General features: G+C 35.8%; 22 protein-coding genes. 10 read left to right on the plus strand and 12 right to left on the minus strand.

Features of this window, described 5'->3' with window-relative positions; all coding sequences use genetic code 11:
• Positions 1 to 7: 7 nt before the first annotated feature.
• Complete coding sequence (locus FKR84_RS08955) at positions 8 to 553, plus strand: thioredoxin family protein (protein WP_141421965.1); 546 nt, start codon at positions 8 to 10, stop codon at positions 551 to 553.
• 27 nt (positions 554 to 580) lie between these two features.
• On the opposite strand, the gene FKR84_RS08960 is transcribed toward FKR84_RS08955, so the two are convergent.
• The 5 genes from FKR84_RS08960 to surE all read right to left on the minus strand — a co-directional run bounded on the left by FKR84_RS08960 (position 581) and on the right by surE (position 5,421).
• A complete protein-coding gene (locus tag FKR84_RS08960; protein WP_141421966.1) occupies positions 581 to 2,620 on the minus strand; it encodes a ComEC/Rec2 family competence protein in 2,040 nt (679 codons plus the stop codon).
• A gap of 32 nt (positions 2,621 to 2,652) precedes the next feature.
• Positions 2,653 to 3,153 carry a C40 family peptidase gene (locus FKR84_RS08965; protein WP_141421967.1) on the minus strand — a complete coding sequence of 167 codons (501 nt, stop codon included), beginning with the start codon at positions 3,151 to 3,153 and terminating at the stop codon, positions 2,653 to 2,655.
• Between the two features lie 65 nt (positions 3,154 to 3,218).
• A complete protein-coding gene (gene lpxB, locus FKR84_RS08970; RefSeq protein ID WP_141421968.1) occupies positions 3,219 to 4,334 on the minus strand; it encodes a lipid-A-disaccharide synthase in 1,116 nt (371 codons plus the stop codon).
• A 30-nt stretch (positions 4,335 to 4,364) separates the two neighbouring features.
• Positions 4,365 to 4,646 (minus strand): hypothetical protein, encoded by a 282-nt coding sequence (locus tag FKR84_RS08975; protein ID WP_141421969.1) that lies wholly within the window; start codon positions 4,644 to 4,646, stop codon positions 4,365 to 4,367.
• Entirely contained in the window at positions 4,639 to 5,421 is a 783-nt protein-coding gene (surE, locus tag FKR84_RS08980) for a 5'/3'-nucleotidase SurE (RefSeq protein ID WP_141421970.1), read from the minus strand. The genes FKR84_RS08975 and surE overlap by 8 nt, the downstream gene beginning before the upstream one ends.
• Before the next feature lie 236 nt (positions 5,422 to 5,657).
• Between surE and FKR84_RS08985 the strand changes: the two genes are divergently transcribed.
• From FKR84_RS08985 to FKR84_RS08995, 3 genes are read left to right on the plus strand one after another with little or no spacing between them, the layout of a single operon-like run.
• On the plus strand, positions 5,658 to 7,793 hold the full coding sequence (locus FKR84_RS08985; protein ID WP_141421971.1) for a carboxy terminal-processing peptidase: 2,136 nt from the start codon (positions 5,658 to 5,660) through the stop codon (positions 7,791 to 7,793).
• A 3-nt stretch (positions 7,794 to 7,796) separates the two neighbouring features.
• A complete protein-coding gene (locus tag FKR84_RS08990; protein WP_141421972.1) occupies positions 7,797 to 8,906 on the plus strand; it encodes an ABC transporter permease in 1,110 nt (369 codons plus the stop codon).
• 29 nt (positions 8,907 to 8,935) lie between these two features.
• Positions 8,936 to 9,325 carry an HIT family protein gene (locus FKR84_RS08995; protein WP_141421973.1) on the plus strand — a complete coding sequence of 130 codons (390 nt, stop codon included), beginning with the start codon at positions 8,936 to 8,938 and terminating at the stop codon, positions 9,323 to 9,325.
• 54 nt (positions 9,326 to 9,379) lie between these two features.
• Here the strand turns inward: FKR84_RS08995 and FKR84_RS09000 are convergent, their stop codons facing one another.
• Complete coding sequence (locus FKR84_RS09000) at positions 9,380 to 10,528, minus strand: sensor histidine kinase (RefSeq protein WP_141421974.1); 1,149 nt, start codon at positions 10,526 to 10,528, stop codon at positions 9,380 to 9,382.
• Between the two features lie 116 nt (positions 10,529 to 10,644).
• On the opposite strand from FKR84_RS09000, the gene FKR84_RS09005 reads away from it, so the two are divergent.
• The 3 genes from FKR84_RS09005 (at position 10,645) to aat (ending at position 12,756) form a co-directional block, all read left to right on the plus strand.
• Complete coding sequence (locus FKR84_RS09005) at positions 10,645 to 11,517, plus strand: flavin reductase family protein (RefSeq protein ID WP_141421975.1); 873 nt, start codon at positions 10,645 to 10,647, stop codon at positions 11,515 to 11,517.
• A gap of 6 nt (positions 11,518 to 11,523) precedes the next feature.
• Complete coding sequence (locus FKR84_RS09010) at positions 11,524 to 11,904, plus strand: DUF3127 domain-containing protein (protein WP_141421976.1); 381 nt, start codon at positions 11,524 to 11,526, stop codon at positions 11,902 to 11,904.
• A 213-nt stretch (positions 11,905 to 12,117) separates the two neighbouring features.
• The gene (aat, locus tag FKR84_RS09015; RefSeq protein ID WP_141421977.1) at positions 12,118 to 12,756 is read left to right on the plus strand and encodes a leucyl/phenylalanyl-tRNA--protein transferase; all 639 of its coding nucleotides are present in this window, start codon (positions 12,118 to 12,120) and stop codon (positions 12,754 to 12,756) included.
• A 7-nt stretch (positions 12,757 to 12,763) separates the two neighbouring features.
• On the opposite strand, the gene FKR84_RS09020 is transcribed toward aat, so the two are convergent.
• Both FKR84_RS09020 and FKR84_RS09025 read right to left on the minus strand, forming a co-directional pair.
• Positions 12,764 to 13,447, minus strand: a complete 684-nt coding sequence (locus FKR84_RS09020) for a DUF2490 domain-containing protein (RefSeq protein WP_141421978.1) — start codon at positions 13,445 to 13,447, stop codon at positions 12,764 to 12,766.
• Positions 13,448 to 13,535: 88 nt separating this feature from the next.
• The gene (locus tag FKR84_RS09025; RefSeq protein ID WP_141421979.1) at positions 13,536 to 14,096 is read right to left on the minus strand and encodes a DNA-3-methyladenine glycosylase I; all 561 of its coding nucleotides are present in this window, start codon (positions 14,094 to 14,096) and stop codon (positions 13,536 to 13,538) included.
• A gap of 71 nt (positions 14,097 to 14,167) precedes the next feature.
• Between FKR84_RS09025 and FKR84_RS09030 the strand changes: the two genes are divergently transcribed.
• The gene (locus FKR84_RS09030) at positions 14,168 to 14,776 is read left to right on the plus strand and encodes a thioredoxin family protein (protein ID WP_141421980.1); all 609 of its coding nucleotides are present in this window, start codon (positions 14,168 to 14,170) and stop codon (positions 14,774 to 14,776) included.
• Between the two features lie 100 nt (positions 14,777 to 14,876).
• Here the strand turns inward: FKR84_RS09030 and truB are convergent, their stop codons facing one another.
• The 4 genes from truB to FKR84_RS09050 are packed head-to-tail and all read right to left on the minus strand — an operon-like array spanning position 14,877 to position 17,582.
• Positions 14,877 to 15,596 (minus strand): tRNA pseudouridine(55) synthase TruB, encoded by a 720-nt coding sequence (gene truB / locus FKR84_RS09035; RefSeq protein ID WP_141421981.1) that lies wholly within the window; start codon positions 15,594 to 15,596, stop codon positions 14,877 to 14,879.
• 23 nt (positions 15,597 to 15,619) lie between these two features.
• Positions 15,620 to 16,405 (minus strand): undecaprenyl-diphosphate phosphatase, encoded by a 786-nt coding sequence (locus tag FKR84_RS09040; protein ID WP_141421982.1) that lies wholly within the window; start codon positions 16,403 to 16,405, stop codon positions 15,620 to 15,622.
• Complete coding sequence (locus tag FKR84_RS09045; protein ID WP_141421983.1) at positions 16,402 to 16,674, minus strand: DUF3098 domain-containing protein; 273 nt, start codon at positions 16,672 to 16,674, stop codon at positions 16,402 to 16,404. The genes FKR84_RS09040 and FKR84_RS09045 overlap by 4 nt, the downstream gene beginning before the upstream one ends.
• Positions 16,675 to 16,703: 29 nt before the next feature.
• Entirely contained in the window at positions 16,704 to 17,582 is an 879-nt protein-coding gene (locus FKR84_RS09050) for a cell division protein FtsX (RefSeq protein WP_141421984.1), read from the minus strand.
• A 356-nt stretch (positions 17,583 to 17,938) separates the two neighbouring features.
• On the opposite strand from FKR84_RS09050, the gene leuS reads away from it, so the two are divergent.
• Complete coding sequence (leuS, locus tag FKR84_RS09055; protein WP_141421985.1) at positions 17,939 to 21,322, plus strand: leucine--tRNA ligase; 3,384 nt, start codon at positions 17,939 to 17,941, stop codon at positions 21,320 to 21,322.
• A gap of 92 nt (positions 21,323 to 21,414) precedes the next feature.
• Entirely contained in the window at positions 21,415 to 22,107 is a 693-nt protein-coding gene (locus tag FKR84_RS09060; protein WP_141421986.1) for a zinc metallopeptidase, read from the plus strand.
• Positions 22,108 to 22,138 lie beyond the last annotated feature (31 nt).

The raw sequence follows: 22,138 nt of genomic DNA on the forward strand, positions 1-22,138 counted from the left end.
GTACAGTATGAGATGGATATACACACTTGTAATTTTTTTATCAGTTTTTGGCCTTTCGGCACAAGAAATTAATTGGATGACGATGAACGAGGCTTTAGAAGCTCAAGAAGAAAAACCCAAGAAAATTTTTATGGATGTTTACACAGATTGGTGCGGTCCGTGCAAATTACTAGATAAAAGAACCTTTAAAAATAAAGATGTTGTAAATTATGTAAACAAACATTTTTATCCGGTAAAATTCAATGCAGAAGGTACAGAAAAAATAGACTATCAAGATTTTACCTATACCAACCCAAATTACAAAGCCAGTCGTAAAGGGCGTAACAGTCAGCATTTATTTGCACATGCACTTAAAATAACGGCTTATCCTAGTATGGTCTTTTTCGATGAGAATTCAGATATTATATCGCCGGTTACCGGTTATAAAACAGCAGAAGAATTAGAGGTTTTTTTAAAAATGATAGCTTCAAACGATTATAAAGAAGTAACTACAGGCGAAGCTTGGAAGGATTACCAAAAGAATTTTAAAGGTACTTTCAAAAATAAAAACTAAATTGAGGTTGAAAATTCGCTAAGATGTTCAATACTCAATTACAAAAGCTCCTTTTTTAGTAGTGTTATAAAAAAGGAGCTTTTTCTTATTACAAGTTTTCTTCCAACGCTTTATATAACTACGATAATTACTTCCGTCTGCTATGATAGTTGTAGGTTGCAAATACTGCAAAGCACGCTCTAAATTTATTTTAGGAGAATTGCGCAATAAGAGATATTCTACAGGAAAATTGCGTTTAGGATACACACCTAAACTGTCTATTACCAGCAACTTTTTTTCAGCCAGCTTATAATAATCGGGTATGGGTTTTACTGTATTTTGTCGGCTGGCCTGATGTGTTAAAACGGGGTCTAATAAATATTTCTTTACGGAAGCAGTTAATGCAGAATCACTAAAAACAGTTAAACCGCTATGTTGTTTATCTGCCAAAATCGTACGTTTATATTGCTGAAAAACATAAAATTTCTTTACGGAATTTAACGCGCTTCGTTCCCAAATATAAATACCTTGAAACATGATTATGCCTGCCATAAATGCAAATAGCCAAACTTTTTTACGCTGGTAAATATAAAATAACAACAAAAGCAAAAATCCGTAGAAAGACACCAACAAAAGTTCCGAAAAATAGATGTTTTTCATCACATAGGCTTTTTGCGAAGAAACCATTTCTACCGTTTGTAGAAGTAAGTTTAATCCGGTTTCTAAAGTCAATTTTAAAAATTCGGGTAAGATACCGGCCAAACTTAAAAAAACACTTAAAATACCCAGTGCCAATAAAATTCCTAAAAAAGGAACAATTAAAAGATTGCTTATAAAAAACAATCCCGGTAACTGATGAAAATAGAACAAACTTAGCGGCAAAACCCCAATTTGCGCGGTAAAAGTGACACTAAAAATTCCCCAGAAATAGTTTACAATTTTATTTTTTGGTCGCAGCAAGCCATAAATTTTAGGTTGAAAACAAACAATCATAAATACGGCAGCATAACTCAACTGAAATCCCACCGAAAAGATAAAATAAGGTTCTGCTATTAACAACACCAAGGCAGACAAAGCCAGCATATTTAAAGAAAACACTTTCCGGTTGCTTGCCAAGCCTAAACCCAGGAAGGAAAACATAGTAACTGCGCGCAAAACAGAAGGACTAAACCCCACCAAAGCTGCATATAACCATAGTAAAATAATGGCAATAAGCATACGTATTGTTTTTCCTTTACGGAATCTTCCCAACGGAAATAACAAAGCATAAAGCAAATAAAGTATAATACCTACGTGCAAGCCCGAAACTGCCAAAACATGCACCACGCCGGCTTCGGTAAAGCTGGTATAAACATCTTTAGAAAGTTCTTGTTTTTGTCCCAGAATTAAAGCTTGTATAAGATTAATATGCGCGGTACTAAACCCGTTTTTTGCCAGAGATTGGGTAATAGAAGTTCGTATGTGCGAGGTTTTAGTAAACAAATTTTGTGCAACCGGCAAAACCCGAATATTTTCTTGATCAAAACTAACGGCTTGTCTTAAAACTCGTTGTTTTTCTAAATAATTTCGGTAATCAAATTGGTGCGGATTTCCAGATTTAAAAACTGGTTTTAATTGTGCATTTAGCATAAGACGTTGCCCCGGCGTGTAAACAATAGAAGAAGAATCTTTTCTAACAGAAAATAAAATTTTCCCTTGGGTAGTTTGGTTATTTAGACGGTTTATTTCTGCTATATAATTATGGTAAAAAGCAGAAGATTTTAGTTGTTTACCAATTTTAATCGCAATGCTGGCTTGGGTTGGAGCTTTTTCAGTAAAATGAATATAATGCTGTTTGTTGTTTTGTGGTTGCTTATTAAGTGCCGCCAGATAACCCAAACAAATAAAAGCCAAAACTGCGCCACCGGCAAAAAACCGATCTTGAAAAAGTAAGAAATGTGTACGGATAAAACTTCCCAAAAAAACGAGGAAACTCGCTGCAAAACAGAACCAAAAATAGCCTGATCCAAAGTTAAAATTTAAACAAAGGATAATACCAATTATAAACGAAAAGCAAAGCAATAAAATTGCAGGATTGAGCAGTTTCATGAATTAAAACTACTAAAAAGCTTTAAAATATCCTACAAAATTCTTCTGGCCATTACAAAAGAACGGTTCCAATATTTTTCGTTTAATGAAGAAATTATAACCCCACGCGAGGTAGAAGAGTGAATAAAATTTACCTCTCCCGGAATAATCTGTACAATTAAACCAACGTGGTTAATTCTTCTACCGCTTTTTCCGGTTTTAAAAAACACCAAGTCTCCTACATTGGCTTTGCTTAAATGTATGCGGTTACCGCGCTTGGCGATGTCTCTGGAAATTCTGGGTAAAGCTATTCCTTCTTTTTCAAAAGCCAAATATACAAGTCCCGAACAATCTAAACCGCGTTTGCTCATCCCGCCATACTTATAACGCGTGCCGTGATAATGTAAAGCATTATTGGCTACTCTTTTTGCAATTTCCGGCGGTTCTTGGCGGTAAGAACTGCTTTCTTTTATTGGTGCATTCCCAATGTTTTTAGAGCTGCCACAAGAGGCCAAAACAAAAACTAAAGCGAGAATCGGAAGAATATTTTTCATACAAACTTGGCTTATAGTCCCAAATATAGAAGAAAACTGAAAAGTAGCCTGCCTAGTTTTAAAATTTATTGCCTCAGTTTGTTATAAATAAGTTTTGCGGTGGTTTGGCTTGCTCCTGTTCCGCCAAGTTTTTCTTCCAATGCATTGTAATTCTCCATCATTTCTGTTCTTTTTTCAGAATTTAGAATTTTGTTGAGTTCTTGTTTTAGACGCTTGGCATTAAAATCTTGCTGAATTAATTCGGTAACTATCTCTTTATCCATAATTAGATTTACCAAAGAGATGTAATTTAATTTAATGATGCGTTTGGCTATCTCGTACGAAATTTTGCTGCCTTTATAACAAACTACTTCGGGCACTTTAAAGAGCGCGGTTTCTAAGGTAGCGGTGCCAGAGGTTACCAGAGCAGCCGTAGCAACGCTCAATAAATCGTAAGTTTTGTTTTGTATTAAAAAAACATTGCTCTTTTTAAGATAGGGCGCATAAAAAGATTCTTCTTGGCTGGGCGCGCCGGCAATTACAAATTGATAGTCCGGAAAGTCTTTGGTTATTTGCAACATGGTTGCCAGCATTTTACTTATTTCTTGCTTGCGGCTGCCGGGTAGTAAAGCTATAATGGGTTTATTGGAAAGTTTGTACCTTTCTATAAACTGATTAAAATTTATTTCTTTTCTAGCGTGAATAGCGTCTACCAAAGGATGCCCCACAAAATGCACCGGAAAATTATGTTTGTCTTCGTAAAACTTTTTTTCAAAAGGCAGGATAACATACATTTCGTCTATATCGCGTTTAATTGCGTTAATCCGGTTTTCTTTCCAAGCCCATATTTGTGGCGAAATATAATAATGGGTTTTATAGCCTTCTTTACGTGCCCATTTAGCAATTCTAAAATTAAAACCAGGATAGTCTATAAAGATAATAACATCTGGTTTATAGCGTGCAATATCTTTTTTACAGAGCTTGATGTTTTTGAAGATGGTACTAATATTCAGTAAAACTTCTACAAAGCCCATAAACGCTAAATCGCGATAATGTTTTACTAAAGTTCCGCCTTGCGCTTGCATCAAATCGCCACCCCAAAACCTAAACTCTGCATTTTTATCTTCGGTTTTTAAAGCTTTCATCAGGTTGGCAGCGTGTAAATCTCCAGATGCTTCCCCGGCAATTAAATAATATTTCATAGGCAAAAGTTTAGATTTAGCTATTTTAGGTTAGTAAAACTTAAAATAAATTATTGCTATTGCGGCAAGTATAGTAGCAATTACCACTCCACGAGAGCGGTAAATTTGTCGTTTTTTTAAGAACACAAAAAACGGTAGAAAATTGGCAATGGCTCCTAAAGCAATAATACTGCCCATATAATCGCCTTTTATGGCTTTACCCAACGTTACTTCAAAACTATCTGGCGAAAACGCAGCAATATAGAGGTAAATTCCTGCTAAGTTCGCAAAAACACCCACCAAAAATCCAATAAGAATTTCTTTTTTAATCATTTAACTCCCAGTCGTTTAAAGTTTTTATAGCGTGGTGCGCTGTCAAATCAAATTGTACGGGCACTAGAGAGACATATCCTTCAGAAAGGGCGTGTTCATCTGTATCCAAACCTTCATCTTGATTGATGAATTTTCCGGTAAGCCAGTAATAATCACGCCCCTGCGGATTGGTTCTTTTGTCAAACTCTTCTACCCAATTTGCTTTTGCTTGTCTACAAACCTTTATACCTTTAATTTCCTTTTCGGAAAGTTTTGGGATGTTTACATTTAAAACCACGCCGTCTGGTAAACCATTTTTCAAAACATTTTTGGTAATGGCTTTTACAAATTTAGAAGTATGGCTAAAATCTGCCGTAAGGCTATAATCTAGTAGAGAAAAACCTATAGCCGGAATCCCTTCGGTGCCAGCCTCTACTGCTGCACTCATCGTACCGGAATAAATTACATTTATAGAAGAATTAGAGCCGTGATTAATGCCACTAACACACAAGTCTGGTTTGCGTTTTAGAATTTCTTGCTTGGCAATTTTTACGCAATCTGCCGGCGTACCGGAACAAGAAAATTCTTTGTGTTTTTCGTTGTTGTTAAGTTTTACAGGATCGCAATATAAATTGTTGCTCACAGTAATAGCATGCCCCATTCCGCTTTGTGGACTATCTGGTGCTACCACTACCACTTCGGCAATTTCCTTCATTAATTTAATTAAATGTCTAATTCCGGGAGCTGTAATTCCGTCGTCGTTGGTAACCAAAATCAATGGCTTTTCTTTTTTCATAAACTATATTTTTTCGCGCCACAAAAATAAACAATAAATTTGCAAAAAATCCTTTTGTCGCTTTAAGATAAAGAATTGCTTAGATTATAATTATTTTATGAATTAGGTATAAAAAAAGTCTTACTTTTAGCTTGCCTTTTTTAATCTTGCAGTTTTGCAGGATTTTTTAAAAGTAAAAGATTGGCATAGTTTTTAATGTATTACAGCATAGGATGCGAATGAAATTAACGAAGTATATGAAAAAGAATTCAAAGATATTTTTATTAGGGCTACTGCTTGCGGTAGCTTCTTGTAGTTTTACCACCAAAAAATTTGATACAAATTCAGACAAAGACGCTGTTTTAATCGAGTTAATTACTTATGTTTTACAAAAAGGGCATTACGACCCAAAACAAATTAACGATGCGTTCTCGCAAGAAGTATTTGATAGTTATATCTTGAGTCTAGACCCGAGAAAACGCTATTTTTTACAAGAAGACATCGATAAATTTGAGGACTATAGAAATAAAATAGACGATGAAATTCATAATAAAAAAGTAGATTTTTTTAACCTTACCTATAATACCTTACAACAACGCATAGAAGAATCTAAAGAGCTTTACGGAAGTATTTTAGACAAACCTTTTGATTATACGAAAGAAGAAGATATCAATACCAATTATAAGGAAATACCTTACGCAGAATCTAAAGCTGCGTTAAAAGACCGCTGGAGAAAACAACTAAAGTTTACGGCTTTAAGCAACTTTTACGATTTACAAAAAGACGAAGAAAATAAAAAGAAAGACGATCAAGAGTACACGCCAAAACCAGACCCGGAGTTAGAAAAAGAAGCAAGAAAATCTACTCAAAACTCGTTGGAAGAAGCCTATGATATTTTGGATGATGTAGATCGTAAAGATTGGTTTTCTATGTACATTAACTCTATTGTAGAGGTTTTTGATCCGCATACCAATTATTTTGCTCCTCGCGATAAAGAACGTTTTGATATTCAAATGTCTGGAAGTTTAGAAGGCATTGGTGCTCGACTTCAAAAAAAGATGGATAATATTAAAGTATTAGAAATAATCTCAGGAGGTCCTGCTTGGCGCGGAGAAGAACTAGAAGTTGGCGATATTATTCAGAAAGTAAAACAAGAAGACGAAGAAGAACCTGTAAGTATTATAGGTATGCCATTAGACGATGCGGTAGAACTTATTAAAGGTCCAAAAGGAACCGTTGTTACTTTAACCGTAAAAAAAGTAGACGGCACGGTAGAAGATATTAAAATGGAGCGGGATATTGTAGAAATAGAAGAAACCTATGCAAAGTCTTCTTTGGTAGAAAAAGATGATTATAAATACGGACTTATAAACTTACCACGATTTTATTTTAACATCGAAGATTACGACAAACGCAATGCTGCCAGCGATATTAAAAAAGAAATAAAGCGTCTTAAAAAAGAAGATATGGACGGCTTGGTATTAGATTTAAGAAATAACGGCGGTGGTTCGCTTTCTACAGTAGTAGATATTGCCGGTATGTTTATAGAAAAAGGTCCAATAGTGCAAGTGCGTACTAGTGATAATCAACGAGAGGTTTTACACGACGAAGATAAAAGTATTTTGTGGGACGGTCCATTAGTAATTTTGGTAAACGAACTTTCAGCTTCAGCATCAGAAATTTTGGCAGCCGCTATGCAAGATTACCAACGTGCAATTATTATAGGAAGTAAACAAACCTATGGAAAAGGTACTGTGCAAAATGTAATAGATTTAAACCGTTGGATGCGAAACAGCGATTTAGGCGATATGGGAGCTCTAAAAATGACCACGCAAAAATTTTATCGCGTAAACGGTGGTTCCACCCAATTAAAAGGTGTAGAGAGCGATGTAGTAGTGCCAGACCGTTATAGTTATATAGATATTGGCGAGCGCGATATGGAAAACCCTTTACCTTGGGATCAAATAGAACCGGCAGATTATAATAAATGGACCGGTTACGTAGATTTTGATAAAACTATAGCAAAAAGTAAAGATAGAATGACTAAAAGCGCGCAACTAAAATTAATTGACGAAAGCGCTAAATGGATTGAAGAGCAACGCCAAAAAGACATCTATCCGCTAAACTTTGCTACCTATAAAGAAAAAATACTGTTTAGCGAAGAACAAGCAAAACGTTTTGACTCAATAAGCGATTATAAAACCAGTCTTTCTTTTGTCTCGCTTCCTTACGAGCAAAAAATGTTTAAAACAGATACTACTCTTGCAGAAAAAAGAGATCGTTGGCACGAGAATTTAAGTCAAGACGTATATGTAGAAGAAGCAATTCTGGTCTTGGAAGATATGAAAATCAATTCGTTAAAACGTTCTAAAGTGGCCAACTATAAAAAGTAAATCTTGCATAGTAAGTCTAAATCATTAAGTCAATTAGCGCTCCAAAAGTTTAAAAAAAACCTTTGGGGCGTTTTGAGTTTTTGGTTTATTGTAGCTTGTACTTTTACGGCAATTTTTGCTTATGTCTTAGCACCCGATAATTCTGAAAATGCCAACCAAATGCATTTGGCAATCCATTCTAAACCGCCTGGTTTTAAAGTGCAGATGTTAGAATTACCAAAGCAAAATAAAAAAGAGAAAGCTTGGTTAGACCAGGTTTTTTTCGGTAAAAAATATACTGCTACACAGATACCTATAGAAAGTTATCAGTTTTCGGAGGGAGAGTTAAAAGTATTTCCTTATACAGGTCAAGAAAAAAAAGGTTTGCCAAAAAGCTATTCCTTAATAGAAACCTTTAAAGGCTATAGCAAAAAAGAAATAAAAGAAAATTTAATTTTCTCCAAAACTTTTCTGTTGGGAACAGATAAATATGGGAGAGATTTACTAAGTAGAATGTTAATAGGCATTCGCGTATCCTTATCTATTGGTTTTGTAGCGGTTTTTATCTCTTTGGTAATTGGTATTGGTTTAGGAGCTATTGCAGGCTATTTTGGCGGCAAAGCAGATGCAGCCATTATGTGGCTCATTAACGTAACCTGGTCTATCCCAACTTTACTTTTGGTAATTGCCATCACTTTAGCACTAGGCAAAGGTTTTTGGCAAGTGTTTATAGCAGTTGGTTTAACAATGTGGGTAGAAGTAGCCAGAGTAGTGCGCGGCCAAGTAATGGGCATAAAAAAATTACAATTTGTAACTGCAGCCAAAGCGCTGGGTTATTCTAATTCGCGTATAATTACACGGCATATTTTGCCCAATATTATGGCACCGCTTATTGTAATTTCTGCAGCCAATTTTGCCGCTGCTATTTTAATAGAAAGCGGCTTGAGTTTTTTGGGCATTGGCGCACAACCTCCTATGCCAAGTTGGGGTGCAATGATAAAAGATCATTACAGTTATATAATTTTAGGGAAAGCCTACTTGGCCGTAGTTCCCGGTCTTGCAATAATGAGTATGGTTATGGCTTTTATGCTTATAGGAAACGCACTTCGGGATGCTTTTGATGTTAAAAGTTAAGAAATTTTGTTATTTTTAAAAGAAAAATTATGGCTTCAATATTTACAAAAATAATTAACGGCGAAATACCTGCTTATAAAGTTGCAGAAAACGATGATTTTCTGGCCTTTTTAGATGTTAATCCTAATGCTAAAGGTCATACACTTTGTATTCCTAAGAAAGAAGTAAATAAGATTTTTGACCTAGATGAAAATACTTATATGGCATTGATGCGCTTTTCGCGGAAAGTAGCAATTGCCTTAGAAAAAACCGTTCCCTGTAAACGCATAGGAATGGCTGTGGTTGGTTTGGAAGTGCCACACGTGCACGTTCATCTAATTCCGTTAAATGCAATGAACGATATGAATTTTAAAAACAAAGTAGAACTTTCTGAAAACGAATTTGAACAATTAGCCGAAAAAATTCGACAGAACTTTTAATGCTTTAAAAAAATGGCATACAAGGCAAAAAGTTTCTGTTTTTAAGGCTAAAAATCAGCACTTTAATAGTTTAATTTCAAAGGTGGTGCCTTTATTTGTTTCGCTTTTCAGCACACGAATTTTTCCGTTATGGTAATCTTCAATAATACGTTTGGCTAAAGACAAGCCAAGTCCCCACCCACGTTTTTTGGTAGTATAACCCGGGGTGAAAATTTTCTTGTAATTAGATTTCGGAATGCCTTTGCCGTTATCGCTAAGGCAAATTTTAACCCATTTTTGGTCTTCGGTAATTTCTAAATTAATTTTTCCTTTTCCGCGTAAAGCGTCTATAGCATTTTTAACCAAATTTTCTATGGTCCAACTGTACAATTGCTCGTTGAGTTTTACCATAATTGGGTGAGAAGGCAAACTAATGCTAAATTCTATCAATCTGGAATTGCGAGCTTTAAGATAATCGTAAGATTGTTTAGTGGCTTCTACAATATTGGTTTCTTTAAGGGTTGGTAAAGAGCCTATTTTAGAAAATCTTTCTGTAATGGTTTTTAAACGGTTAATGTCTTTTTCCATTTCTTGTAAATAGCTTTTATCTACATTTTCAGATTTTAAAATTTCTGTCCATCCTACCAAAGAAGAAAGTGGCGTACCAATTTGGTGTGCGGTTTCTTTGGCCATACCGGCCCATAACTTGTTTTGCTCGCTGGTTTTAGAAGTGGTATAAAAATAATAGAGCATTGCCAAAAAGAGTATAACAACTAAAACAATACCTGCCGGAAAATATTTTAGTTTGGTAAGCAATTCAGAATTTCCGTAATAAATAATACTTAGCAAATCGCCTTGGTCGGTAACTTCAATGGGTTTATTTTGGGCTTGATAAGAAGCTACCAATTTTTCTATTTCTTCTTTGGTGTCTACATCATTGGGGGCAATATTACGGGTGTCGTAAGTATCTTCGCGCAACGAATAAATAATCATTGGCGTAGAAGTATTTTTCTCGATTACTTTTAATTCTACCGAAATCTCATCGTCTAAGCTACTTTGTAAAATTTGGGAATAGGCGCTTACCCAAATTTCCATCTTATCGCGTTCCTCCTGCTTAATACGATTGAAAAAAATAAAAACATTCCATAAAAAAAGCGCGACAATAATAATAGAAGAAATAGTAATAAACCATCTTGTATACCGCTCTTGATCTGAAAATACCATTCTTCTTAAGTTGTTTTTAAAGATTTAAAGATATAGTTTTTATCTTAATTATTGCCGGCGGCTAAATTTTCATTAGTATTTAGAATAACTATATTTGTGAAAATTTATAAGAGTTCATGCACACAATAGATCCTAAGCAAACACCAACGCAAAAACTTTATGGTTTAATGGTAAGCTCTATAGGGCCGCGGCCAATTGCTTTTGCCAGTACTTTAAATAGCGATGGCAAGCCCAATTTGGCGCCTTTTAGCTTTTTTAATATGATGAGTCCTAACCCACCAATTTTAGTTTTTTCACCGGTTTTGCGCATAAAAGATGCTTCTAGCAAACACACGTTACAAAATGTGCAAGAAAATAAAGAAGTTGTTATCAACTTGGTAAATTATGAGATGGTGCAACAAATGTCTCTTGCCAGTTCTAATTATGCCGACGGAGTAAATGAGTTTGAAAAAGCCGGCTTTACGATGTTAGATTCTGAAACAGTAAAACCAGCTCGTGTTAAAGAATCTCCGGTTCAATTTGAGTGTAAAGTAAAAGATGTTATTAAATTAGGAGAAGACGGCGGCGCGGGAAATTTGGTGGTTTGCGAAGTTTTAAAAATGCACATTGCCGAAAGTATTTTAGACGATAACCAAAAGATAGATCAGCATAAATTAGATCAAGTAGCGCGTATGGGCGGTAATTGGTATACGCGAGCCAATGCCGGTATGTTTGAAGTGCCTAAGCCAATCTCTACTGTTGGAATGGGCATAGACAATATTCCTGGATTTATTAAAAACAGTTCTGTTTTAACCGGAAATGATTTGGGTAAATTAGGTACGTTAGAAGAACAACCAACTGCCAAAGAAATAAAAGAATTTTTAGAACAAGAAGACCTGCATAAGTTGGTAGAAAAAAGCACTACGGAAAAAATACACGCAGTAGCACAAGAATATCTTAAAAAAGACAAGGTGGAAAACGCCTGGAAATTATTATTAGCAAAAAAGTAAAAAAAGATGGAAGTACAAGGAAAGATTAAAAAAATAGACGAAACAAAAACCTACGGCAGCAATGGTTTTAGAAAGCGAGAAATGGTAGTTACCACGCAAGAACAATATCCGCAGCATTTATTAATTGAATTTATACAAGATAAATGCGATATTTTAAATAATTACCAAGTAGGGCAAGATGTAAAAATTGGAGTAAATCTAAAAGGTCGCGAGTGGGTAAGCCCGCAAGGCGAAACAAAATACTTTAACTCTATACAAGGTTGGCGAATAGAAAATTTGCAAGCAGAAAATTCTGCCGGACAAGCAAATACGCCTCCGCCGCCACAAGATAATTTTGAACCTACTACAGATTTTAACGAAGAAGAAAACGACGATTTGCCGTTTTAAATTTATAAGTTTTTTATAAAATAAAAAGCAAAAATCCGACCCCTTAAGGTCGGATTTTCATATTATAGTCTAATCAACCTTAGTAAACAAATTCAAAAAAAGCAATGATGAACAAAATTTATCTCAATAAGGTTGCTTCAAATATCGTTAAAAATTTGATAAAAAACAATTAAAACCCAGTTTTTTTTTTGTAAGTAATTATTATTCAGATAAATGGAAGAAGAACAGTTTCAATATGGTTTTCCGCCTGTAGAAAATGCAAATTCGCAAGGCTTATTGGCTTATGGAGGAGATTTGTCTCCAGAGCGTTTAACAGCGGCATATAAATCTGGTATATTTCCTTGGTATAGCAAAGACGAACCAATTTTATGGTGGAGTCCCGACCCTAGAATGGTGCTATTTCCGCATGAGCTAAAAATTTCTAAAAGCATGCGAAAGCTTTTTAAAAAACAAGAATTTGAAGTTAGTTATAATAAAGCTTTTGATGCTGTGATAGAAAATTGCGCTACTATTAAAAGAGAAGGCCAAGAAGAAACCTGGATTACGCAAGAAATGTTAACAGCTTATAAAGAATTGCATAAAACCGGCCTCGCACAATCCGCCGAGGTTTGGAATAATAATAATTTGGTAGGAGGTCTTTACGGAATTTACCTAAAAGAAAAGCAAGTATTTTGTGGCGAAAGTATGTTTACCAAAGTGAGCAATGCGTCAAAATATGGCTTTATCAGCTTGGTGCAAAAACTCGAAAAAGAAGGCGTGCAGCTAATAGATTGCCAAATTTATACGCCTCATTTGGCAAGCTTGGGCGCTCGCGAAATACCGAGAAAAGAGTTTATACAATATTTACGCTAAGCTATAATTACAAATTTACACTAAACCCAAGTAAAAAATATAATTGCGAAAATGGATTATTGGTAAAATCTCTATAACGGTATTCAAAACCTACATCTGCGGTTGTGTTTTTGAAAACGGTAAAACCTATTTTAGAAGTTAAACGCTGGCCTAAACTTGGTTTTTCATACTTGCCAAATTCGTAAACAGTTTCGGTTTGTATGGCTAGAGATAAGGGTTTTTTAGCCATTTTTCCGTTTAACGGAAACTCTACTCCAAATCTATAACGGGTTCTAAAAGTAAGTCGTTCTCTATAGCGTTGCGAAAACCGAAACCGGTGTTTAAAACTCATTACACCTCTTTTATTTTTATAGCTCAATTGCTGCAAAACCCGTAATTCGTCCTGCTTCTTATCGTCAAAAAGGTTTTTGGTGTAGTAACGAAAACCGGCGCCAACTTTAAACCCGCTGCCAATTTTTAATTGGGTAACTTGCGTAATTTCAAAGTGTTGGCCTTGTATTTCAAACCTTTCTTGACCATAAAGCACATCGCGTCTGACAAAATCAAAATCGAAGCTCCAAATGCTGTCAGTTTCAAAATTTATATTTGCTTCTACTTCGCTTAAACCAGTAAAATCTTTTTGAGCCACTACAAAAACAGGAAAAAGCAAGAAGACAAAAAATAAAGAATACTGGGTACATGGTTTTTTCATTAGAGGTTTGTTAAGCAAATTTTATAAAAATATTAATTAAGTAAAAATATTAAACTAATTGCACTGGCAAAACTTCCGTTCATAAAATTTAAAGTTCTTTTTTAAAGCAGGTGTTTTCGTGATCGTCTACCATTCCTACCGCTTGCATAAAAGCATAAACGGTAGTTGGTCCCAAAAATTTAAAGCCTTTTTTCTTTAATGCTTTGCTTAAATTTTCGCTTAGGGCAGTTTTGGCAGGCACGTTTTTATAGTTCTTTACGGAATTTACAATAGGCGTATGGTCTACAAATTCCCAAAAATAGTTACTTAATGAACCATGCTCATTTTGTATTTCGATCACGCGTTGCGCATTGTTTATTGCAGCTTCAATTTTTAATTTATTTCTTACAATACCTGCATCTTGTAGTAGTCTTTCTTTGTCGGTTTCAGTAAAATTGGCAACCTTTTGAATATTAAAATCGGCGAAAGCTTTTCTAAAATTCTCTCGTTTTTTTAAAATGCTAAGCCAGTTTAATCCGGCTTGGAAACTCTCTAAAATCAAAAATTCAAATAAAACTTTGTCTTTATAAACCGGCACACCCCATTCTAAATCATGATATTTCTCATATAATGCGTTTCCTTGGCACCACGGACATCGTTTCTTGCTCATAATTGCTTAAATTTGGGGAAATTTAAAGAATTGTTTTAAAAAATTCCCCCGAAAGGGAAAAATATATTTTTATGGATACACAAGTTTTAAATACCGAAATAATCGATGCTTTAAAGAAAAGCATGACCTACGAAGAATTTCAAAATATGGTAGCCAAACTTTATGAAGATGGCAAGGTTACCGGAGACGAGCAAACAGAAGATTTAATGAATTATACCGAGCTGAATTTACGCCGCATAAAACGTTGGAATAAAACCCTAAAAGTAAACGAGCCGGAAAGAGAAGTTTTTGAAAATAACGGTAGAGAGGTTTATTGGATTGTTATTGCAGAAGGTTGGTGTGGCGATGTTGCGCATTCTTTGCCCGTTATTAACAAAGCGGCAGAACTAAACGAGAAAATAGATTTACGCATTGTTTTGCGCGATAAAAATGTTTCTTTAATGGATCATTTTTTAACCAACGGAGCGCGCTCTATTCCTAAATTATTAATGGTAGATAAAGAAACTTTAGAAGTTCTTAATGTTTGGGGTGAGCGACCCGCACCGGCAAAAAAATTAATAAAAGATTATAAACAAGAACACGGTAAAGTAGACAATTATATTAAAGAAGAACTACAACGTTGGTATAATACAGATAAAGGTCAAACCGCTTTAAAAGAGCTGGCAAATAGTATGAGCTAAAAGTTTTTGTAAAGAAAAACATAGCGTTAATTGTGATAGGCGTTTTCTGAAAAGAATTCGCCTATTTTTGTTTTAGAAATAATAAGCAAATTTTAAAAGCCTATTCTTGTTGAGGTTTTGGAGGAAGTTTATAGATAAACTCCTCTAAACTCATAGCATTTTCTATAGTAAAATCTCCAATTTTAGTTCTTCTCAGCGAAGAAAGATGTGCGCCGCTGTTTACGGCTTTTCCAAAATCGTGCGCTAAACTTCGTATATACGTTCCTTTGCTGCAGGTAACTTTAAAATCTACTTCCGGCAAGGCTATCCGCGTAAGCGTAAAGGAAGAAATACTAACCTCTCTCGGGTCAATTTTTACTTCTTCTCCTTTTCTGGCGTACTCGTATAAACGTTTTCCTTCTTTTTTTAAAGCAGAAAATACCGGTGGGTATTGTTCTATTTTTCCGGTAAATTGTTTGGTGGCGTTGTTGAGTTGCTCTTTGGTTAGGTGTTTGGTTTCAAAAGTTTGGTCTATTTCTGTTTCCAAATCGTAAGATGGAGTAGTGGCGCCCAAAGTAAAAGTGCCGGTGTATTCTTTTTCTAAGCCTTGCAACTCTTGTATGCGTTTGGTAAACTTGCCGGTACAAATAAGTAACAAGCCGGTAGCAAGCGGATCTAAAGTACCGGCGTGACCAACTTTTATTTTTTTAATTCCGTAACTTTTCTTGATAAGCCAACGCACTTTATTAACCAACTGAAAGGAAGTCCATTCTAAAGGTTTGTCGAGTAATAAAAGTTGTCCGTTTTTAAAATCTTCTAACGTAAAATGTTTCAAAAAAATGGCTTTTAAAAATTAGTGTTTATTTAATAGCTCAAGGCTATGGCAATAATACCTACTATCAAGCAATAAATGGCAAAATAAGATAATTTGCTTTTACGCACCAAGGCAATCATCCAGGTGCAAGCAAAAAGTCCGGCTACAAATGCTGCAATAAATCCTACAATAAGCGATAAGTTATTTCCGCTATGGGTTAAATCTCCGCTTAAAAAATCTTTGGCAATTTTGCCTAAAATAAGTGGTACCACCATCAAAAAAGAAAAACGTGCAGCTTTAGTTTTGTCGTTTCCCAATAAAACCGATGTAGAAATAGTAGCGCCACTTCTGGAAATGCCGGGTAGCATGGCAACTGCCTGCGCAAGCCCAATTACAAAAGCGTTTTTATAACTTACTTTTTTCTGGGTATTTTTTGCTTTGTCTGCCAACCAAAGTAAAAGCGCGGTAATAATAAGCATAAAGCCAACCAATAATACGCTGCCGCCAAAAAGTTGTTCGAGTTCTTTTTCAAACAACAGGCCAATAATCACGGCGGGAAACATAGAGACAATAATCTTTAGGGAGAATTTGCTCTCTTCGTTCCATTTAAATTGAAATAAACCACGCAAGATTTCCCAAACATCTTTTCTAAACACAACCAAGGTACTTAAAGCGGTGGCAAAATGTAGCACCACGGTAAAAAGCATAGATTCTTGCGGAATGCTGTTATCGCCCAAAATGGCTTTTCCTAATTCTAAATGACCGCTGGAAGATACCGGGAGAAACTCTGTTAAACCTTGAATAATACCAAGAATCAACGCATCTATTACACTCATTTCTGCTTTTTGTCGGGATTAAGGAGTATGGCATATATTTGTATGGCAAAGCCCAACAAAACCAAGGTTGGTGCCAAGCGTATCCTGCGCCAGCTGTAAATTTCGGGATTAAATACCGCGGGATCGTCACTGCCGCCACCTGCCATTAAAATAAAGCCTAAAGCAATTACACCAAGGCCAATAGCCATTACTTGGTAGTTTTTCTTTTCGAAAATAAAATAGGGTTTGGTTTTTTCTTGGGTTTCTATTTTTCGTTTTTTCTCTCCCATAATCAAATTTTTAGCAAAGGTAGGCTTATTTAATAATAAAGCTCATCTGTTTTAAGGTTTAAGAAACGTTGTGTGGCAAAGAAAGTGCTTAGCCAAGCAATAAGCAAACCAAGTATAAACACGCCTGCAAATAAGCTTGCTAAAATTATTTTATCTGCCAGCAAGTGCAATTCGGGGAAACCGCGATTTACATAATATAAAACTGCGGCCATACCTATAAGTGCCAAAACAGCGCCAATTATTCCTAATTTAATATTTTTCCAGATAAACGGGCGGCGTATAAAACCTTTTGTGGCACCAACCATTTGCATGGTTTTTATGGTAAACCGCTTGGCATAAACAGAAAGTCTAATCGAGCTGTTTATTAGTAAAACGGCTATAAAAGTAAATATGCCGCAGATTACCAAAATCCAGAAGCTAATGCGTTTTATATTTTCGTTAAGTAAAGAAATAAGGGGTTTATCGTAAATTACTTCGTCTACAAAGCTTTTTTCTTGTAAGTCTCGAGAGATTTCGGCAATTTTTACTTCAGAAACATAATCGGCGTTAAAAAATACGTCTATCGAATTCTGTAAGGGGTTATACCCTAAGAATTCCATAAAGTCTTCGCCAATTTCTTTACTGTGCGCTTTTGCCGCTTCTTCTTTAGAAACAAAATTGGTGCTTTTGGTATAATCTGCCAAAGCAAGACTTTTTTCTAATTGGTTTATTTCTACTTCTTTTGCCGTGTCTTTTAAATAGATGCTCAAAGCAATTTGCTCTTTAAAATGGTCTGCCACTTTTTTAGTGTTTAATACCAGCAAACCCAGTAATCCTAACAAAAATAAAACCAAGGCAATACTAATAACTACCGAAAAATAGGAAGAAATCAAGCGCCTTTTTTGGTATTTTTCAAACGATGAACTCATATAAATTTCAAAAGATTTTCTGTAAAAATAGTAAAGTAATTGAAATGCTACTATTATAAACGACCGCTTTTTGCAATAATTGCTTAATTCTTTTTTACAGCTAATGCTCTTTTTAGCCTTTACGGAAGTTTATTGCAAACTTTACGGAAAAATTAAAAATTTTCTTGCCGTAAATAAAGTAGCTAAAAAATGTTTTTTTAAACTAAACCAAGCTTTTGAGATAAGTATTCAATAGAAAAATACAAAAAGCAGCAGTTCTCAAACTATTTGTGTGCCTTGGGTTTAGTACTTTCAACATTAATAGTATTTTTGTGCTTTAAAATTCAGCAGTTGTAACGCCGAAAATCCAAAAAGAAATGAGTTATAATTTTAACGATATCGAGGCCAAGTGGCAAGCCTATTGGCACAAAAACCAAACTTTTAAAGCCGCTAATCATAGCGATAAAGAAAAATTCTATGTGTTAGATATGTTTCCGTATCCGTCTGGCGCGGGTTTGCACGTTGGGCATCCGTTAGGTTATATAGCAAGCGATATTTATGCGCGTTTTAAACGCCATCAAAATTATAATGTTTTACACCCGCAAGGCTACGATTCTTTTGGTTTGCCAGCAGAACAATATGCTATCCAAACCGGGCAACATCCTGCTATTACTACAAAAACTAATATAAAACGCTACCGAGAACAATTAGATAAAATTGGTTTTTCTTTTGATTGGAGTCGGGAGGTACGCACTAGCGATCCGGATTATTATAAATGGACACAATGGATTTTTATTCAGCTTTTTGAAAGCTGGTACGATTATAAAGAAGACAAAGCCCGCGATATTGCAGAATTAAAAGAGATTTTTACTTCCAAAGGTAACACGAGCGTAAATGCTGCTTGCGATACAGATGTATCTGAATTTTCTGCGGAAGAATGGAAAAGTTTTTCTACGCAAAAACAACAAGAAATACTACTAAAATACCGCCTAACCTACCTTGCCGAAACAGAAGTAAACTGGTGTCCGCAATTAGGAACCGTTTTGGCCAACGACGAGATTGTAAACGGCGTTTCAGAACGTGGCGGCTATCCGGTAGTGCGTAAAAAAATGAAACAATGGAGTATGCGCATCTCAGCCTATGCAGAGCGTTTATTGCAAGGTTTAGAAAGCCTAGATTGGACAGATAGCTTAAAAGAAAGTCAGCGTAATTGGATTGGCAAATCTGTTGGGGCGATAGTTGAATTTCAGGTGCTTTCTTCAGATAGAAGCAAAACTGCCTCCCATCCCCAACCCTTCCCCGAGGGAAGGGAGAGTGCACAGGAAAAAGAATACTATAGACGGCTAACCGGTAATCCTAAGATAGCTGGAGAATTGCTAAAAAGAGCAAAAGAAATGCGCAAAAATCCTACGGATGCAGAAAAAAAAATGTGGGATAGTTTAAGAGCGAAAAAATTAGGAGTAAAATTTAGACAGCAACACCCAATAGATAATTATATTGTAGATTTTGTATGTCTTGATAAAAAATTAATTATTGAAGTTGATGGAGAAATCCATCAGTTCCAAAAAGAAAAGGATGAAGAACGTCAGCTTATTTTAGAGCAAAAATTAGGTTATAAAACTTTACGTTTTACTAACGATGAGGTGAAAAACTTTCATTCTAAAGTAATAGATGAAATTAAAGCGAAATTAGAAGTCCTCCCCTCAGGGGAGGATTTAGGAGGGGATGCCTCATCAACAGCCTCGTCTAAAAAAAACAACGACAATAATTTAAAAGAGAACGCTTCCTTCACAAACTCAATCCAAAACTCAAACCACAAATTTGAAGTTTTCACCACCCGCCCAGATACTATTTACGGCGTAACTTTTATGACCTTGGCACCGGAACATGAATTGGTAGATCATATTACCACAAAAGAACAAAAAGAAGCGGTACAAGCTTATAAAGAAAAAACCGCCAAACGCAGCGAGCGCGAGCGTATGGCAGATGTAAAAAGCATCACCGGCGTCTTTACCGGCGCGTATGCAGAGCACCCGTTTACCAAAGAAGCTATTCCTATTTGGATTGGAGATTATGTCTTGGCAAGCTATGGCACCGGAGCGGTAATGGCCGTTCCTTGTGGCGACCAGCGCGATCACGATTTTGCTAAGCATTTTGAAGGAAAACCCGGCATGCCGCCAATCAAAAATATTTTTAAAGATGTAGATGTTTCGGAAGCTGCATACAGCGGAAAAGAAAACACGGTAATCACTAATTCTGATTTTTTAAGTGATTTACCTTATAAAAAAGCCTTAAAAAGAGCCATTTTTGAACTGGAAAAAACCGGGCAGGGCAAAGGAAAAACCAATTACCGTTTGCGCGATGCCGTTTTTAGTAGACAGAGATATTGGGGCGAGCCGTTTCCGGTATATTATGTAGATGGTTTACCGCAAATGATTGCAGAAGAACATTTACCTTTAGAATTGCCTGAGGTAGAAAAATATTTACCTACAGAAGAAGGCGAGCCGCCTTTGGGAAGAGCAGATGTTTGGGCGTGGGATGCTAAAAACAAGAAAGTGGTAAAAAACCATTTAATAGACCACACTACTGTATTTCCGTTAGAACTAAATACCATGCCGGGTTGGGCAGGTAGCTCTTGGTATTTTTTCCGTTATATGGAAAAAGAAAAGCGGCAAGATGTTTTCGCTTCCGCGGAAGCGTTAAATTATTGGAAAAACGTAGACTTGTACATTGGTGGTAGCGAGCATGCCACCGGGCATTTACTTTATGCCCGTTTTTGGACAAAATTTTTAAACGATAGAAATTTGGTGCCAGTACAAGAACCCTTTAAAAAATTGATAAACCAAGGCATGATTTTAGGGGAAAGTGCTTTTGTGTATAGATTAGAAGGAGAAAATAAATTTGTGAGCGCAAATAAAATCAAGGACTTGAAAGTGCAACCCATTCACGCCGATGTTGTTTTAGTAAATGCCTCTAATGAATTAGATATAGAAGCCTTTAAAAACTGGCGCCCCGAGTTTAAAGAAGCAGAATTTATTACTGAAGAAGACGGCAAATACATTGTTGGTCGCGAGGTAGAAAAAATGTCTAAATCTAAATACAACGTAGTAAATCCCGATGATATTTGCGAAGAATACGGCGCAGACACTTTACGGATGTACGAAATGTTTTTAGGTCCCTTAGAACAATCTAAACCTTGGAGTACCGCCGGACTTAGCGGCGTACATAATTTTTTAAAGAAACTTTGGAAACTTTACCATAATGGCGATGAGTTTCAGGTTAGCGAAGAGGCGGCAAGCAAAGAATCGTTAAAAACCCTGCACAAAACCATCAAAAAGGTAACCGATGATATTGAGGAGTTTAGTTTTAATACCTCCGTCTCTACTTTTATGATTTGCGTAAACGAGCTTAGTTCACAAAAATGCAATAACAGGGAAGTTTTAGAACCTTTAGCAGTATTAATTGCCCCATACGCGCCGCATATCGCCGAAGAGTTATGGCAAAAATTAAGAAATAAATCGAGTGTTGCTTTTGCTGCGTATCCAAAATTCGAGGAAAAACACGTAAAAGAAAGTGCAAAAACCTACCCGATTTCCTTTAACGGAAAAATGCGCTTTACTTTAGATTTAGCCTTAAATTTATCGAAAGAAGAAATCGAAAAGATTGTTATGGAAGACGAACGCACGCAAAAACAACTTAATGGACGCGAACCTAAAAAAGTAATAATCGTACCGGGAAAAATTGTTAATATTGTCGGGTAAAAAACCAAAGCAGGCAAGTTGGCAGTTTTAAAACGAATTGGCGGGGTTTTTGCTTTAGTTTAATTTCAATTTAAAAAAACAAATAAAAAAATATGTTTGGATATTATATACTTATCGGGCTTATTATGTTGACCAGTTGGTATGTTAGCCATAAGCTAAAAACCAAATTTAAGAAATACTCAAAAGTTCATTTGCAAAACGGAATGAGCGGAAAAGAAATTGCCGAGCAAATGTTGACAGATAATGGTATTACAGATGTAAAGGTAATTTCTACACCGGGACAATTAACAGATCATTATCATCCTACAAAAAAAACCATAAATTTAAGCGAATCGGTTTATAATCAACGTAACGCTGCCGCCGCTGCTGTTGCTGCGCACGAATGCGGCCACGCCGTACAACACGCTCAAGCTTATAGTTGGTTAACGATGCGCAGCACCTTGGTTCCTGTTGTTAGCGTTGCTTCTAACCTTAGTCAATGGGTAATTATGGGCGGTTTAATTTTAATGGGTATGGTTTCGGTAGGTGTCGGACAAATGGTTTTACTTGCCGGAATTGTTATGTTTGGCTTAGGAACCCTGTTTAGCTTTATTACCTTGCCGGTAGAATACGATGCAAGTAACCGCGCATTAGCTTGGCTTAAAGCCGAAAATATAGTAACTCCCCAAGAATATGAAGGCTCTGAAGACGCCTTAAAATGGGCTGCCAGAACTTATGTAGTTGCCGCAATTGGCTCTTTGGCTACCTTATTATATTTTATAGGAATATTTTTAGGAAGAGATTAAAAAAAAATTAAGCATAAAAAAGAGCTGTTTC

Origin of the sequence: Haloflavibacter putidus, from assembly GCF_006546625.1 — a bacterium.
Taxonomy (GTDB): Bacteria; Bacteroidota; Bacteroidia; order Flavobacteriales; family Flavobacteriaceae; genus Mesonia; species Mesonia putida.

Coding starts and splice junctions, on each gene's coding strand:
- FKR84_RS08955 (WP_141421965.1), top strand. CDS start 8: ATGAGATGGATATACACACTTGTAATTTTTTTATCAGTTTTTGGCCTT.
- FKR84_RS08960 (WP_141421966.1), bottom strand. CDS start 2,620: ATGAAACTGCTCAATCCTGCAATTTTATTGCTTTGCTTTTCGTTTATA.
- FKR84_RS08965 (WP_141421967.1), bottom strand. CDS start 3,153: ATGAAAAATATTCTTCCGATTCTCGCTTTAGTTTTTGTTTTGGCCTCT.
- lpxB (WP_141421968.1), bottom strand. CDS start 4,334: ATGAAATATTATTTAATTGCCGGGGAAGCATCTGGAGATTTACACGCT.
- FKR84_RS08975 (WP_141421969.1), bottom strand. CDS start 4,646: ATGATTAAAAAAGAAATTCTTATTGGATTTTTGGTGGGTGTTTTTGCG.
- surE (WP_141421970.1), bottom strand. CDS start 5,421: ATGAAAAAAGAAAAGCCATTGATTTTGGTTACCAACGACGACGGAATT.
- FKR84_RS08985 (WP_141421971.1), top strand. CDS start 5,658: ATGAAAAAGAATTCAAAGATATTTTTATTAGGGCTACTGCTTGCGGTA.
- FKR84_RS08995 (WP_141421973.1), top strand. CDS start 8,936: ATGGCTTCAATATTTACAAAAATAATTAACGGCGAAATACCTGCTTAT.
- FKR84_RS09000 (WP_141421974.1), bottom strand. CDS start 10,528: ATGGTATTTTCAGATCAAGAGCGGTATACAAGATGGTTTATTACTATT.
- FKR84_RS09005 (WP_141421975.1), top strand. CDS start 10,645: ATGCACACAATAGATCCTAAGCAAACACCAACGCAAAAACTTTATGGT.
- FKR84_RS09010 (WP_141421976.1), top strand. CDS start 11,524: ATGGAAGTACAAGGAAAGATTAAAAAAATAGACGAAACAAAAACCTAC.
- aat (WP_141421977.1), top strand. CDS start 12,118: ATGGAAGAAGAACAGTTTCAATATGGTTTTCCGCCTGTAGAAAATGCA.
- FKR84_RS09020 (WP_141421978.1), bottom strand. CDS start 13,447: ATGAAAAAACCATGTACCCAGTATTCTTTATTTTTTGTCTTCTTGCTT.
- FKR84_RS09025 (WP_141421979.1), bottom strand. CDS start 14,096: ATGAGCAAGAAACGATGTCCGTGGTGCCAAGGAAACGCATTATATGAG.
- FKR84_RS09030 (WP_141421980.1), top strand. CDS start 14,168: ATGGATACACAAGTTTTAAATACCGAAATAATCGATGCTTTAAAGAAA.
- FKR84_RS09040 (WP_141421982.1), bottom strand. CDS start 16,405: ATGAGTGTAATAGATGCGTTGATTCTTGGTATTATTCAAGGTTTAACA.
- FKR84_RS09045 (WP_141421983.1), bottom strand. CDS start 16,674: ATGGGAGAGAAAAAACGAAAAATAGAAACCCAAGAAAAAACCAAACCC.
- FKR84_RS09050 (WP_141421984.1), bottom strand. CDS start 17,582: ATGAGTTCATCGTTTGAAAAATACCAAAAAAGGCGCTTGATTTCTTCC.
- leuS (WP_141421985.1), top strand. CDS start 17,939: ATGAGTTATAATTTTAACGATATCGAGGCCAAGTGGCAAGCCTATTGG.
- FKR84_RS09060 (WP_141421986.1), top strand. CDS start 21,415: ATGTTTGGATATTATATACTTATCGGGCTTATTATGTTGACCAGTTGG.